General features: G+C 65.5%; 14 protein-coding genes. 9 read left to right on the top strand and 5 right to left on the bottom strand.

The genetic code is table 11. The features are described 5' to 3' along the window. Positions 1-123 precede the first annotated feature (123 nt). From C404_RS49380 to C404_RS49340, 9 genes are all read left to right on the top strand, one after another. On the top strand, positions 124-2148 hold the full coding sequence (locus C404_RS49380; protein WP_021196223.1) for an acetyl-CoA carboxylase biotin carboxylase subunit: 2025 nt from the start codon (positions 124-126) through the stop codon (positions 2146-2148). A gap of 92 nt (positions 2149-2240) precedes the next feature. After that, positions 2241-2537, top strand: coding sequence for a type II toxin-antitoxin system Phd/YefM family antitoxin (locus C404_RS49375; RefSeq protein ID WP_021196222.1), 297 nt, complete (start codon positions 2241-2243; stop codon positions 2535-2537). A 7-nt stretch (positions 2538-2544) separates the two neighbouring features. Next, on the top strand, positions 2545-2940 hold the full coding sequence (locus tag C404_RS49370) for a type II toxin-antitoxin system RelE/ParE family toxin (RefSeq protein WP_021196221.1): 396 nt from the start codon (positions 2545-2547) through the stop codon (positions 2938-2940). 89 nt (positions 2941-3029) lie between these two features. Then, a complete protein-coding gene (locus C404_RS49365; RefSeq protein ID WP_021196220.1) occupies positions 3030-3971 on the top strand; it encodes a 2-hydroxyacid dehydrogenase in 942 nt (313 codons plus the stop codon). 1 nt (position 3972) lies between these two features. Continuing rightward, positions 3973-4902 carry a hydroxymethylglutaryl-CoA lyase gene (locus tag C404_RS49360; protein ID WP_021196219.1) on the top strand — a complete coding sequence of 310 codons (930 nt, stop codon included), beginning with the start codon at positions 3973-3975 and terminating at the stop codon, positions 4900-4902. Between the two features lie 22 nt (positions 4903-4924). Continuing rightward, complete coding sequence (locus C404_RS49355) at positions 4925-5425, top strand: YbaK/EbsC family protein (protein ID WP_021196218.1); 501 nt, start codon at positions 4925-4927, stop codon at positions 5423-5425. A 10-nt stretch (positions 5426-5435) separates the two neighbouring features. Continuing rightward, positions 5436-5702: a DUF1289 domain-containing protein gene (locus C404_RS49350; RefSeq protein WP_021196217.1), complete on the top strand. Its 267-nt coding sequence runs from the start codon at positions 5436-5438 to the stop codon at positions 5700-5702. A gap of 13 nt (positions 5703-5715) precedes the next feature. Then, complete coding sequence (locus tag C404_RS49345) at positions 5716-6681, top strand: MBL fold metallo-hydrolase (protein ID WP_021196216.1); 966 nt, start codon at positions 5716-5718, stop codon at positions 6679-6681. A gap of 46 nt (positions 6682-6727) precedes the next feature. Beyond that, the gene (locus C404_RS49340; RefSeq protein ID WP_021196215.1) at positions 6728-7393 is read left to right on the top strand and encodes a TetR/AcrR family transcriptional regulator; all 666 of its coding nucleotides are present in this window, start codon (positions 6728-6730) and stop codon (positions 7391-7393) included. A 6-nt stretch (positions 7394-7399) separates the two neighbouring features. Here the strand turns inward: C404_RS49340 and C404_RS49335 are convergent, their stop codons facing one another. The 5 genes from C404_RS49335 to C404_RS49315 all read right to left on the bottom strand — a co-directional run bounded on the left by C404_RS49335 (position 7400) and on the right by C404_RS49315 (position 14758). Continuing rightward, entirely contained in the window at positions 7400-8986 is a 1587-nt protein-coding gene (locus tag C404_RS49335) for an AMP-binding protein (RefSeq protein ID WP_021196214.1), read from the bottom strand. Positions 8987-9055: 69 nt separating this feature from the next. Next, a complete protein-coding gene (locus C404_RS49330; protein WP_021196213.1) occupies positions 9056-11050 on the bottom strand; it encodes an ATP-binding protein in 1995 nt (664 codons plus the stop codon). Between the two features lie 3 nt (positions 11051-11053). Further along, positions 11054-12211 carry an acyl-CoA dehydrogenase family protein gene (locus C404_RS49325; protein ID WP_021196212.1) on the bottom strand — a complete coding sequence of 386 codons (1158 nt, stop codon included), beginning with the start codon at positions 12209-12211 and terminating at the stop codon, positions 11054-11056. A 53-nt stretch (positions 12212-12264) separates the two neighbouring features. Further along, the gene (locus tag C404_RS49320) at positions 12265-13884 is read right to left on the bottom strand and encodes an acyl-CoA carboxylase subunit beta (protein WP_021196211.1); all 1620 of its coding nucleotides are present in this window, start codon (positions 13882-13884) and stop codon (positions 12265-12267) included. After that, the gene (locus C404_RS49315) at positions 13871-14758 is read right to left on the bottom strand and encodes an SDR family oxidoreductase (protein ID WP_021196210.1); all 888 of its coding nucleotides are present in this window, start codon (positions 14756-14758) and stop codon (positions 13871-13873) included. Before C404_RS49315 ends, C404_RS49320 begins: the two co-directional genes overlap by 14 nt.

Raw genomic sequence — 14758 nt, 5'->3', positions numbered from 1 at the left:
GTGAGTCAGCCTCGGCAGGGGATGAAACAAGGGATGGACTACAAGGCCCTTCCTTGGCGGAAGCCAAAAAAGGGATGCACCACAAGTGCAGAAGATGCAGAGAACACCGGAGACAAACACCAAATGATCACCAAACTCCTCATCGCCAACCGAGGCGAAATCGCCTGCCGAGTCGCCGCCACCTGCCGAAAACTTGGCATCCGCACGGTCGCCGTCTACTCGGATGCCGACGCTAACGCCCGCCACGTCGCCGCCTGCGACGAAGCCATCCACATCGGCGAGCCTGCCGCCCGCGACAGCTACCTGCGCGCCGACCGCATCCTCGAAGCCGCCCTCGCCACGGACGCGCAAGCCGTTCACCCCGGCTACGGCTTCCTCTCGGAAAACGAAGCCTTCGCCAAGGCCTGCGCAGATGCCGGCATCATCTTCGTCGGCCCGCCGGCCTCGGCCATCGAAGCGATGGGCAGCAAGAGTGCGGCCAAGGCGCTGATGGAAAAGGCCGGCGTGCCGCTCGTCCCCGGCTACCACGGCGACAACCAGGACGCCGCCTTCCTGCGCACGCAGGCCGACCGCATCGGCTACCCCGTGCTCATCAAAGCCAGCGCCGGCGGCGGCGGCAAGGGCATGCGCGTGGTGGAATCGGGCGATGCATTCGAAGCGTCGCTGGCCTCCGTCAAGCGCGAAGCCTCAAGCAGTTTTGGCGATGACCGTGTGCTGATCGAGAAGTACCTCACGCGCCCGCGCCATATCGAAATCCAGGTCTTCGCCGATGGCTTTGGCGATGCCGTCTACCTGTTCGAGCGCGACTGCTCCGTGCAGCGCCGCCACCAGAAGGTGTTGGAAGAAGCCCCCGCCCCCGGCATGACGCTGGACCGCCGCCGCGCCATGGGCGAAGCCGCCGTGGCCGCCGCGCGCGCCGTCGGCTACGTGGGCGCCGGCACGGTCGAGTTCATCGTGGACGAAGACGGCACGTTCTACTTCATGGAGATGAACACGCGCCTGCAGGTCGAGCACCCCGTCACCGAAATGATCACGGGCGAAGACCTCGTTGAATGGCAATTGCGCGTGGCGTCCGGCGAACCGCTGCCGCGCTCGCAAGATGAACTGCACATCCACGGCCATGCGCTCGAAGCGCGTATCTACGCAGAAAATCCGGACCGCGATTTCCTGCCCTCCATCGGCACGCTGAAGGTGCTGCGCACGCCGGCGGCAGTGGAGTTCACCGTCGGCGCGCAAGCGAATGGCGAACCGGCCGCCGTGCGCATCGACGCCGGTGTGCGCGAGGGCGACGCCATCAGCCCCTACTACGACCCGATGATCGCCAAGCTGATCGTCTGGGGCCGCGACCGTGAAGAAGCGCTCGCACGCATGCTGCAGGCACTCGGCAGCTTCCACCTGGTGGGGCTCTCGTCCAACGTGGCGTTCCTGCGCCGGCTGGTGGCCTCGAAGCCGTTTGCGACCGCCGATCTGGATACGGGTCTGATCGCGCGCAATCACGACACGCTGTTCCCCACTGCGCCCGAAGTGCCGCAAGACACCATCGCCCTGGCCGTGGCCGCGCTGCTGGCACGCGAGGCACGCAGCCTGCGCACCGACACGCGCGATCCGCATTCGCCGTGGGCGCGCGGCAGCGGCTGGCGCCTGAACAGCGCGGCGGAACGCACGCTGACGTTCACGCACGGCGATCAATCCATCGATGCCACGCTCGTCTATGGCCGCGATGGTTCGCGCCTGAAAACCAACGGCACCGAAGCGCCCTTCACCACGCAGCGCCACGGCGAGACCTTCACTGTCGCGCTCGGCTCGCACAAGGCCACCGGGCAGGTGCATGCCGATGGCGATGTCTTCCACGTCTTCACCGGCGGCGCGCACTGGACGCTGGAGCGCCACGACCCGCTCGCCCACGCCGGTGAGATCGCAGACGAAGGCGGCAAGCTGACTGCGCCGATGCCGGGCAAAGTCATCGCCGTGCTCGCCACGCCGGGGCAGACCGTCACCAAGGGCGCGCCGCTGGTCGTCATGGAAGCCATGAAGATGGAGCACACGCTCACCGCCCCTGCCGATGGCGTGGTCGAGTCCGTGCTGTATGGCGTGGGCGATCAGGTGACGGAAGGCGTGCAACTGCTGGCGTTCAAGCCAGCGGAGTGATACCAAAGTGGGCCGCCGCGCGCTTGGGCGGTCCACTCTTCAACGCGTGTATTATGTACAGAATTATGTACTGATTTCGTGAGGAGGCTGCTATGGCTTTTTCAGCGCGCGACGTGATTCCGCTATCCCAAGCGCGCGCCAACCTGTCAGAGTTGGCCGAGCAGGTTAAAGCTGGCGCAGAGAAGATCGTCACCAAAAACGGCGAGAGCTATATAGCCCTGATCGACGCGCAACGGCTCGACTACTACCACCAGCTTGAACGCGCACGGATTCATCTGCTTCTGCTGGACGATGCCGCTAAGGGGTTGGCTGATGTGGAGGCCGGGCGCGTCAAGGATGCCCGACAAGCGCTTGGCGCCTTGAAGCGCCGGCGCAGCAGCAAGGCATAACTGACGGATGGCGCGCAAACCACGCTTATCCGTCAAGTTGACGGATAACTTCGAACACAACCTCGAAGTCATTGAAGCGTTCTGGATCGAACGCGAATTTCCCGAAGGCTACGACCGCCTGCTCGATGAATTGACGGAGACCGTTGTTCCCAATCTGGAGCAATTTCCGACGATGGGGCCACCGCTGCTATCGAGGACGGCGACATCGGTCGAGGCGCTTACAAAGCAGGGCCAACTGAAACATCGACTGGCACGCGTTGCCGACGGCGAACTGCGCGAGTACGTCCTTCAGGAGTACCTCATCTTGTACGCCCATCTCGGTGAAACGATCTACCTGCTGTCGATCCGGCACCACCGACAACTGTCCTTCGACTTTGCGTACCTGTGGCCCGAACAGCACTAGAACTGGCCGCCACACGCCTCGGCGGCCCCTGCTACACTGCTTGACGTATACGTCAACCAGCATCCATCCCGCACGCGAAGTCGCCCCACATGCACATCCAGATCTACACGCCCGACGGCAAGCCCCAACCCTGGCTCGATGGTTTTGCGCAGGCGCTGCCTGAAGCGCGGCTGTCCGTGTGGGCGCAAGGCGCGGCACAGGACGCCGACTACGCCGTGGTCTGGCAGCCGCCTGCCGACATGCTGCGCGGGCGCACGGATTTGCGCGCGGTGTTCAACCTGGGCGCGGGCGTCGATGCCATCCTCGGCTTGCGTGCACAGTCGCCCGACGCCATCCCCGACGGCTTGCCGATCGTGCGCCTGGACGACGCCGGCATGGCCGCGCAGATGGGCGAATACGTCACGCACGCGGTGCTGCGCTTCTTCCGCCGGCTCGACGAATACGAGCGCCAGCAGCAGGCCAAGATGTGGCGCTTCCTCAAGCCGTTCAATCGCGAGGACTTCGTCGTCGGCGTGCTGGGCCTGGGCGTGCTCGGCACACACATCGCCAAGACGCTGGCGGGCTTCGGCTTTCCGGTGCGCGGGTGGAGCCGTTCGACCAAGGCCATCGACGGCATCGATTGCCGCGCCGGCGCCGATGCGCTGCCCGACTTCCTCTCCGGCACGCGCGTGCTGGTGAACGTACTGCCGCTCACCGCCGACACCGAGAACGTGATCGACGCCAAGCTGCTCGCGCAACTTGCGCCGGGCGCGTTCCTCGTCAACGTGGCACGCGGCAAGCACGTGGTGGAAGACGACCTGCTGGCCGCCGTGCGCAGCGGGCACATTGCCGGCGCGGCGCTCGACGTGTTCCGCAAGGAGCCGCTACCCGCCGATCACCCTTTCTGGACCGAACCGCGCATCCACATCACGCCGCACATTTCGGCGCTGACGCTGCGCGAAGTGAGCATTGCCCAGATCGCGCGCAAGATCCGCGCGCTGGAAGCCGGCGAACCCATCGTCGGCATCGTCGATCTGCAACGAGGTTATTGAGATGAGCTACCCGCAATTTGTGAAGGTGGTCGAAGTCGGCCCGCGTGACGGCCTGCAGAACGAGAAGGCGCCGGTCTCGACCGACACCAAGGTCGAGCTGGTGAACCGGCTGTCCGACGCCGGCTTCGTCAACGTGGAAGCCGCGTCGTTCGTGTCGCCCAAGTGGGTGCCGGCGATGGCCGACGGCGCCGAGGTGATGGCGCGCATTCAGCGCCGGCCGGGCACGCTGTATTCGGTGCTCACGCCGAATATGAAAGGCTTTGAAGGCGCTGCGGCGGCGGGCGCGGATGAGATCGTGATCTTCAGCGCGGCCAGCGAGGCCTTTGCGCAGAAGAACATCAACTGCTCGATTGCGGAATCGATCGAGCGCTTTGTACCGGTCGCCAAGGCGGCCAAGGATGCGGGCATTCGCGTGCGCGGGTCGATCTCGTGCTCGCTGGGCTGCCCGTATCAGGGCGAAGTGCCAGTGTCGTCGGTCGTCGATGTGATCAAGCGCATGGCTGACCTCGGCTGCGATGAGATCGACATTGCCGACACCATCGGCGTGGGCACGGCCGGGCGCGTGAAGACGGTGATGGAAGCCGCAGCGGCAACCTTCCCGATCGACCGCCTCTCCGGCCACTTCCACGACACGTATGGCCAGGCGCTGGCCAACATCCTCGCCAGCCTGGAAGTCGGCATCCACATCTTCCACGCGTCGGTGGCGGGGCTCGGCGGCTGCCCGTACGCCAAGGGCGCGACCGGCAACGTGGCGACCGAAGATGTGCTGTACCTGCTGCACGGCCTCGGCATCCGCACCGGCATCGACCTGGACAAGGTGGTGCTGGCGGGTGATTTCATTTCACAAGCCATTGGTCGCCCGACCGCTTCACGCGCAGGCCGCGCACTGCTGCTCAAGCTGCAAGACCAGATCGCCCAGGCCTGCATCTGAACCTTCACAAAGAACAACGACGATGACCGCACCCGACACGAACGCCCCCCTGCCCGAATCCGCCCAGCGCGTGGCGGACCACCTGCGCACGCTCGGCTATGAAAAAGCCATCGTGATGCTGCCGGCCACCGGCAAGACCTCTGCTGAAGCCGCTGCCGGCCTGGGCTGCTCGGTGGCGGAGATCGCCAAGTCGATCATCTTCCGCCGCGCCAAAGACGACGTGCCGGTGCTGGTGATTGCCAGCGGCACCAATCGTGTCGACGAGGCAAAGGTTTCCGCGCACGTGGGTGCACTCGCCAAGGCCGACGCCAAGTTCGTGCGCGAGAAGACGGGTTATGCGATTGGCGGCGTGTGCCCGGTGGGCCATGCCGTCAAACCGGTCATGCTGCTCGATCAGGACCTGTTCCAGTACGCCAGCGTGTGGGCCGCTGCGGGGCATCCGCACGCGGTGTTCAACCTCACGCCCGCCGAGCTAGAAGCGATGACCGGCGCGCCTGTGGCCGACATCGCCCTGCGTGATTGATCGAACGTCGATGGACAGCTGCACCCGCGCACAACTGAAGCTCTCGCTGGGCAAGCTGCGCAACAGCCGCGCGCAAGCCGAGCGCGCGCAGCCGGTCACCTCGCCGTGCATCAGCGTGTGCAAGATGGATGACGCGCGTGGCCTGTGCCTCGGTTGCATGCGCACGATCGACGAGATTGCCGCCTGGTCGACCATGAGCGACGCGGCGCGCCTCGCCGTCTGGCAGACGCTGCCCGAACGCGCCTGCGCCTGGCTCAACGACACCCCCCGCGCCTGACCCCGACACCAACATGGCCGAACACGACATCATCACCCTCCCCGATTCGATGCGCGTGTTCGAGCGCGGCTGGCTATCCTCCAACAACATCCTCTTCTTCGATGACAAGGTTGGTGACGGCGAGCACGGCGGTTGCGCGCTGGTCGACTCCGGCTACCTCACGCACGCACCGCAAACGGTGGCGCTGGTGCAGCACGCGCTGCAAGGCAAGCCACTACGCCGTCTGCTGAACACGCACCTGCACTCCGACCACTGCGGCGGCAACGCGGCGCTGCAGGCGCTGTACAGCTGCCACACCCGCGTGCCCGCCGCGCAGGTCGACGATGTGCGCCGCTGGGACACCGACGCCCTCAGCTACGGCCCCACCGGCCAGGAATGCGCCCGCTTCACGCTGCCCGACAGCGATGCCGATGCGGGCCTGGCCGACGGCATGACCGTGCACCTGGGCGGCTTCGACTGGCAGGTCATCAGCGCGCCGGGGCATGATCCCAACGCCGTCATCCTCTACAGCCCGGAGTCGCGCGTGCTGCTTTCAGCCGATGCGCTGTGGGAGCGCGGTTTCGGCATCATCTTTCCCGAGCTGGAGGGCGAGAGCGGCTTTGCAGAACAGCAGGCCATTCTGGAGCGCATCGCGCAGCTCGATGTGCGCGTGGTGATTCCGGGACATGGCCGGCCGTTCACTGAAGTTGGCGCCGCCATCGACGCATCGCTTGGGCGGCTCGCGTATCTGCGTGCGGACCCAGAACGCAACGCTTTGCACGCCATTCGCGTGCTGGTGAAGTTCAAGCTGCTGGAGCAGCAAGCGCTCTCGCACGCAGCGTTGTTCGCGTGGTTTACGCAGACCACGCTGATGACACGCCTGCAGGCGCGCTTCTTTGCAAGCCAGTCGATGACGGACCTGCTGGATGCCGCCATCGGCGCGCTGGTCAAGGCGGGTGCCGCCACGGTCGAGCAAGGGCAAATCCGCAACCGCGATTGAGCTGCTGGTCGCTACAATGCAGCGAAGCCGTTTCTCTTCGCCAGGCATGTCGAAACCCGCAACACCCAACCCACCAGAATCCACCACGGAAGCCGATGCGCCGCGCCGCAAACGCGGCCGCCCCGCGCAGGATGCCAACGAAGGCCTGCGCCGCGCGCTGATCGAACAATCCGCCAGGCTGTTCCGCGAGAAGGGGTACGGCAACACCACGGTGCGCGACATTGCTGCCGCCACGGGCGTGCATGCCGGCAGCTGGTTCTACCACTTCAAGACCAAGCAGGACATCCTGCAGGCCGTTATTGAGCACGGCCTGACGGTGGCGCTGGCCGACATCGAAGCGATCGACATTGATGGCCTGCCCCCGCGCGAGGCGATGCGCCAACTGGTGCGCGCGCACCTCTACACGATCCTCGCGCCCAATCAGGATTTCATTCCGGTGATGTTGTACGAGTGGCGCTCACTCGATGCGCAGGCACAGGAACGCATCATCGCGCTCAAAGACCGCTACGAGGGCATCTGGAACCACGTCATCGACCGCCTGCGCGCGTCCGGCGACTGGGCACAACCAACGCCGGTGGACCGCCTGCTGATGTTCGGCGCGCTCAACTGGACGGCGCAGTGGTATCAGGCCGGTGCGGGTATCAGCATCGATGCACTGGCCGATCAGGCGGTGCTCTTCATCCTGCGCACGCCGCCTCAGTCGGCAGCTTAGTTTTCCTCAACGCGCGTCGCTCTCGAACAGCGTCTGGTTGGCGCTGCGCAGCACGTGCTTCTGGATCTTGCCGGTGGCCGTCATGGGCAGCTTGTCGACCACGCTGATGTGCTTGGGCACCTCGAAGCTGCCGAGATGTTCGCGGCAGTGTGCCTGCAACGCTGTCGCATCCGCCTGTGCATCCGGCTTGAGACAGACGAAGGCTGCCACCGCCTCCACCCAATGCGCATGCGGCAACCCGACCACTGCGGCATTCGCCACGGCCGGATGGCGCAGCAGCACCTCTTCCACCTTGAGCGACGGCACGTTCTCGCCGCCGGTCTTGATCATGTCCTTGATGCGGTCCTTGAACTGGAGCTGGCCGTCGGCGTCCCACATGCCCAGGTCGCCCGTGTGGTGCCAGCCGAAACGGCGCGCGTTGGCGGTGGCCTGCGGGTCTTTGTAGTAGCCGAGCATGACATTGGGGCCGCGATGCACGATCTCGCCCAACTGATTGGGGCCGAGCAGGTTACCCTGGTCGTCCATCACCGCTGCCTCGTTGACCATGCACGGCTGTCCCCAGTAGTTGCCGGTGCGCTGCAGTTGCTGGTCGGGTGCAAAGTACATCGTCATCGGGAAGATCTCCGTCTGCCCAGAGCCAAGCGCAAAGTTCGGACACACCTCGGCAATCAGCCGTTCGAGCAGCGGCTTGGCCATCGGCGCCATCGCATACAGACACAGGCGCAGACTGGACAGATCGCGCTGCGCGCGCAGCGGATGATGCAGCAGCGCGGCGTACATGAGCGGCAGGCCGAACAGTTGCGTGATGCGCTCATTGGCAATCACGTCAAGCAGCGCGGTCGGGTCGAAGCCGCGCTGGATGACGAGCGTGGCGCCCACCGTCATCGCCGAAGCAGCGGTCGAAAACTGGGCGCAGTGAAACATCGGCAGGATGCACGAGAACACGTCTTTCTCGTTCAGGTTCAGGCCCGCGATGTTGGACATCAGCGCCGCGTGCACGGAGCGGTGCGAATGCATCGCACCCTTGGGCCGGCCCGTGGTGCCGCTGGTGTACATGATGAGCGCGAGATCGCGGTCATCGATCACCACGGCGGGCAGCGTGTCGGCGTGGCCTTGCAGTGCTTGCCCCACGGATTGCGGGCCGCCGGCAACCGGTTCGCCAAAGCACTGATGCGCGGGTAGCCCGAGCGTGGCCAACGTTTCACGCAGTACCGGGTACAGCACTGCATCGATCACCACGTACCGCACTTCGGCATGCTCAAGGATGTAGCGCACATCGTCCGGCCCGAGCATCGCGTTGATGGGCACCCACACCAGCCCCGCCTTGAGGATGCCGTAGGCCGCGACCAGAAACTGCGCCGAGTTGCCGCACAGCATGGCTACCTTGTCCCCCGGCTTGAGGCCACTGGCCAGCAGGTGATGGGCGTAGCGGTTGCTGTCGGCATTGAGCTGGGCATGCGTCATGCGGCGCGGACCATCGACCAGCGCGACCTTCGCGCCGAACTTGCGTGCACTGCGATGCAACGTATCGCCCAGCGTCACCCGGTTCAGCAGGTTGGCTTCAAGCGTGGTGTCTGGCGTGGCTTCGGACATGGGACGTCTCCTGTGGACCGCATGAACTGCACGACGAAACGATGGAGGACAACAACGACGATGCAGCCCTCAGGCCGCGGCAATCTCCATCAGCAACCCACCCGGCGCCACCTGTGCACCGACCTGGGTGAACACGCCCTTCACTTCACCAGCGAGCGGCGCGGCAATGCTGTGCTCCATCTTCATCGCCTCGACCACGAGTAGTACCTGGCCTGCGGAGACGGCTTCGCCTTCGGTCACATGCACTGCCACCACACGGCCGTTCATCGGTGCGCTGATGCGGCCGCTGCCGGCTTGCGCACCGTTGCGTTCTGCCTTGGCGTAGGTGGTGTCGATGGCGGCGTGCTCGACGCCATTCATCACGAAATGGCACGTGGTTCCGGTGATGGCGTATTCGAGCGGGTACAGCCTGTCGCCCAGTGCCAGCGTGAGGCGGCCATCGGCTTCGGACAGGATTTCCGCTTGCGCGGTGCCGCCGTCCCAACTCACCTCCCAGCGTTGCGCAGCAAGCGTGCGCACACGCATCTCGATGGCCTCGCCGTCGAGCGTGAAGCGGCACAGCGTGGGATAGGTGCGGCTGCTGGCCCAGCCCTGCAGCTCGGTGGGATAGCGGCGCACGGCGTCCTTGCGCGAGTGCGTGAGCAGCACTGCACCGGCCTGGCAGACCGCTGCATCGGGTACGGCCGCCTGGCGCATCGCCGCCGGAAAATGCCGGTCGATGAACGCGGTGGAGACGTCGCCAGCAAGGAACGCCGGATGCGCCACGCACTGGCGCAGGAACGCACGATTGGTTGGCAGCCCCAGCAGCAAACAATCATCCAACGCGTGCGCCAACCGCCTGCACGCATCGGCGCGATCCGTGCCGTGCGCGACGATCTTGGCGAGCATCGAGTCGTAGTACGGCGAGACCACCAGCCCATCCACCAGCGCATGGTCCGTGCGCACCTCACGCGGCGCGCGCCAGCGGGCGACGGTGCCGCTTTGCGGCAGGAAATTCTGCTGCGGGTCTTCCGCACACAGTCGCACTTCGATGGCATGACCACCTTGCGCGCGACGCGCATCGATGGCGTCCTGCGACAGCGGCAGCGGCTCGCCCAACGCCACGCGCAACTGCCACTCGACCAGATCAACGCCGACCACCGCTTCCGTCACCGCGTGCTCGACCTGCAGGCGCGTGTTCATCTCCATGAAGTAGAACGCACCGTCCGAGGCGAGCAGGAATTCCAGCGTGCCAGCGCCCACATAGCCGATCGCACGCGCTGCAGCGACCGACACCGCGCCCATGCGTGCACGCAACTCCGGCGACACCGCAGGCGATGGCGATTCTTCAATCACCTTCTGATGCCGACGCTGCACAGAACAATCGCGCTCGCCCAGGTGAACGACGTTGCCGTGTGTGTCTGCAAACACCTGGATCTCGATATGACGCGGTTCGATGATGGCCTTTTCGAGAATCAACTCGCCGGAAGCGAACGCGTTCTCCGCTTCGGAACGTGCGGACTGCAACGCGGCAGCAAAGTCTTCTGCGCGATCCACGCGCCGCATGCCACGCCCGCCGCCGCCGGCTGCGGCCTTGATCATGACCGGGTAACCGATGCGTTCCGCTTCCTGCTGCATGCGGGCATCGGATTGGTCTTCGCCCTGGTAGCCGGGCACGCACGGCACACCGGCGGCCTCCATCAAGCGCTTGGCGCCGGCCTTGTTGCCCATCGCGAGGATGGCTTCCGCAGGCGGGCCGATGAAGACGAGGCCCGCTTCTGCACAGGCATTGGCAAAGGCATCGCTCTCGGCCAGGAAGCCATAGCCAGGATGCACAGCCTGCGCGCCGGACTTGCGCGCCGCCTCCAGGAACGCAGCGATGTTCAGGTACGACGCCTGCGGCTGCGATGCGCCAATCGGCAACGCAAGGTCTGCCGCGCGGCAATGCGGGGCATCGCGATCGACATCGGAATACACGGCAACGGTGCGCATGCCGAGACGCTGCGCGGTACGTAGGATGCGCAGCGCGATCTCGCCCCGGTTGGCGATCAGGACTGTGCGGAAAGCAGCGTGCGGCGTGCCCATCGCTCAGCCCTTCTTGCCCGGCAGCGTGTTCATGTATTTGCAGATGATGCCGAGCATCACCTCGTCCGCACCGCCGCCGATGGAACCCAGACGCCCATCGCGGTAGTAGCGCGAGACCGGGTTGTCCCACGTGAAGCCCATGCCGCCCCAGAACTGCAGGCAGGCGTCGGGCACGATGCGGGCCAAACGCCCGGCCTTGAGCTTGGCCATGGACGCCAGCTCCGTCACGTCCTGCCCGTTGATGTAGAGATCGCACGCGCGGTACGTGAGCGCGCGCAATGCTTCCACCTCCGTCTTTAGTTCGGCCAGCTTGAAGTGCACCCACTGGTTGTCGAGCAGGCTGGCTCCGAACAGCTTGCGCTCGCGGGCGTACTCGGCGGTGGACTCAATGCACATCGTCATCGTTGCCAGGCTGCTCGCCGCGGCCCACATGCGCTCTTCCTGGAACTGCAGCATCTGGTACGTGAAGCCCTTGCCCTCTTCACCGATGCGGTAGCGCTGCGGCACACGCACGTCGTCAAAGTAGATGAGGCCGGTGTCCGACGAGTTCATGCCGATCTTGCGGATCTTCTTGCCGACCGACACGCCCTTGGTGTTCATTGGCACGATGATGAGCGACTTGTTGCGGTGCGCCGGATCATCCGACGTATTGGCCAGCAGGCACATCCAGTCGGCCTGCAGGCTGTTGGTGATCCACATCTTGCTGCCGTTGATGATGTAGTCGTCGCCATCCTTGCGCGCGGTGGTCTTGATGCCCGCCACGTCGGAACCGGCGCTCGGCTCCGACACGCCCACGCATGCCACCGCATCGCCGCTGATCGCAGGCGCGAGAAACTGCGCACGCAGTTCATCGGAGCCGAAACGCGCGAGCGCGGGCGTTGCCATGTCTGTCTGCACGCCAATCGCCATCGGCACACCGCCGCAGTGGATGTGGCCGAGCGTTTCCGCCATCGCCATCGCATACGAATAGTCGAGGCCCAGGCCGCCGAACTCCGTCGGCTTGGCGATGCCGAGAAAACCCAGCTCGCCCATCTTCTTGAAGAGCGCCTTGGCGGGGAACATCTCGGCCGCCTCCCACTCATCCACGTACGGGTTGATGTCGCTGTCGATGAAGCGTTTGAGGTTGCGCTGCAGTTCCTGGTGTTCGTGGGTGAAGTGCATGGTGTCTCGCTCCGGTGGCCTTGGGCTGTTTGCGTTGTTCGTATGAGTTGGCGCTACGGTCGGGCAACGCCAAATTGGATGGGATGCAGCGTGCGCCTGCGCGCCTCGTCGCACACGGCCAGCACACAGGCCAGCACCCTGCGCGTGTCGCGCGGGTCAATCACGCCGTCGTCCAGCAGGCGGCCCGAGACCGTGAACGCGCCGGACTGCCGCTCGAAGGTGTCGATCACCTTGGCGCGCATCGCCTCGATGGCTTCGTGGTCGATGGTCTGCGTCTTGCGTTGCATGCTGGCGGCCATGACGGTGGCCATCGTTCCAGCGGCCTGCTCCGCGCCCATCACGGCGGTCTTGGCGTTGGGCCAGCTGAAGCAGAAATCCGGGAAGAAGCCGCGCCCCGACATGCCGTAGTTGCCCGCCCCGAACGACGCACCACAATGCACGGTGATGCGCGGCACGGTGGCGTTGGCCATGGCCTGGATCATCTTCGAGCCGTGCTTGATCATGCCCGCCTGCTCGGACTGCTTGCCAACGATGAAGCCCGTGGTGTTTTGCAGGTACAGCAGCGGGGTGTCCGACTGGCAGCACGCCTGAATGAAGTGGACAACCTTCGTGGCGCCCGCCGGGTCCAGCGGCCCATTGTTGGTGATGATGCCGACGTGCATGCCGCAGATGGCCGCGTGCCCGGTGATCGTGGCGGGGCCGTAGTCCGGCTTGAACTCCAGGAAATCCGAGCCATCCGCAATGCGCGCAATGACTTCGCGCATGTCGAGCGGCTTGCGGTGATCGGTGAGTGCAATGCCGAGCAACTCTTCCGCATCGAAACGCGGCGGTGCGTAGGGGCGATCCACTGCCGGCACGTCGCGGTTCCAATCCAGCGCAGCAACGAGTTCGCGTGCGATGCGCAGCGCATCGGCATCGTCTTCGGCCAAGTATTCGGCGAGGCCCGAGGTGGTGGCGTGCATCTCGGCGCCACCGAGTTCCTCTTCGGTAGCGATCTCGCCGGTGGCGGCTTTCAACAACGGCGGCCCCGCGAGGAACGCACGCGCACGGTCGCGCACCATCACCACGTAGTCCGACAAACCGGGCATGTACGCGCCACCCGCCGTGCTCGACCCGTGCACCACGCTGATCACCGGAATGCCCGCTGCTGACAGCCGTGCGAGCCAGTAGAACCCGCTGCCGCCGTGGATGAAGGTTTCCACGCGATAGGTCAGCAAGTTGGCACCCGCTGATTCGACCAGGTGGATGAACGGCAGCTTCTGCTCCAGCGCAATGGCCTGCGCGCGCTGGAACTTCTCGATACCCATCGGCTGCACGGCACCCGCGTCGATGCCCGCGTCGTCCACGATGATCATGGCGCGCACGCCGCTCACCCAACCAATCCCGGCGATGAAACCGCCGCCGGGAATCGAGCGTGCCGGGTCGGCGTGGTCGAGGCAGAAACCAGCCAATGTGGATAACTCAAGGAACGGCGCACCGGCATCGAGCAGGCGGCCGAGCCGATCGCGCGGCAGCAGTTGCCCGCGTTGCTCGAAGCGCGCACGTGACGCTTCGGACTTGTCGCGCGTGCGGTTCTCCAGCGTGCGGAGTTGATCGACCAACTCCGTGAGCGCGACGCGGTTTTGCTGATACGCCTCGCTCTGCGGGACGATGCGCGATTCAAGCACCGGCATGGCGGTCCTCCTCGCCTTGCAGCACCTTGGGCGTCACAGCCAGATGGAAGCCGTTGAAGGGCGCGGCACCATGGCGCGGTGCCGGCATGGGTGTACCGGGCCGCACGTTCGGCCGACCACCGTCCACGCGCAGCGTTGTGCCGGTAATGAACGCCGCCGCCTCCGACAGCAGATACACGATGGCCGACGACACTTCCGCCTCGGTGGCAAAACGCCCGGCCGGCACGGTGCGCGGCATGCTGCGGATGGTCTCGGCCATCCACGGTGGATACGCATCCATGCCCGACGACGCCACATAGCCCGGCGCCACCGCATTCACGCGCACGCCGTACTGCGCCCACTCGAACGCCGCCGTCTCCGTGAAGTTGATCATGCCGGCACGCGCCGCGCCCGAGTGCCCCATGTTCGGCATACCGCCCCACATGTCAGCGACGATGTTGACGATGGCGCCGCCGCGCTGCTGCATCGCCTGGTTCAGGCACTCGCGCGCCATCAGGAAGCCGCCGGTCAGGTTGGTCTGCACGACGGCCTCCCACCCTTTGACGGAGATGTCCTTGAGCGGCGACGGAAACTGCCCGCCCGCGTTGTTGACCAGCGCATCGATGCGGCCGTGCTCACCGAGGATCTGCGCGATCGTCGCCTGCACGGCAGCCTCGTCGCGGATATTGCAGACGTAGGCGTGCGCGGTGCCGCCGGCTTCGACGATCTCCGTGCGCACGGCGGCGAGCTTGTCCGCGCTGCGGCCCACCAGCGCCACTGCCGCGCCGAGCGATGCCAGTTCATGCGCGGTGCACCGACCGATGCCGCTGCCGCCGCCCGTCACGACGGCGACTTGCCCCAGGAATAGTCCCGGTCGAAAGACTGAGCGATACAT

This window comes from Ralstonia sp. AU12-08, assembly GCF_000442475.1.
Lineage (GTDB): Bacteria > Pseudomonadota > Gammaproteobacteria > Burkholderiales > Burkholderiaceae > Ralstonia > Ralstonia insidiosa.
This window is presented reverse-complemented; position numbering and strand designations above follow the sequence as displayed.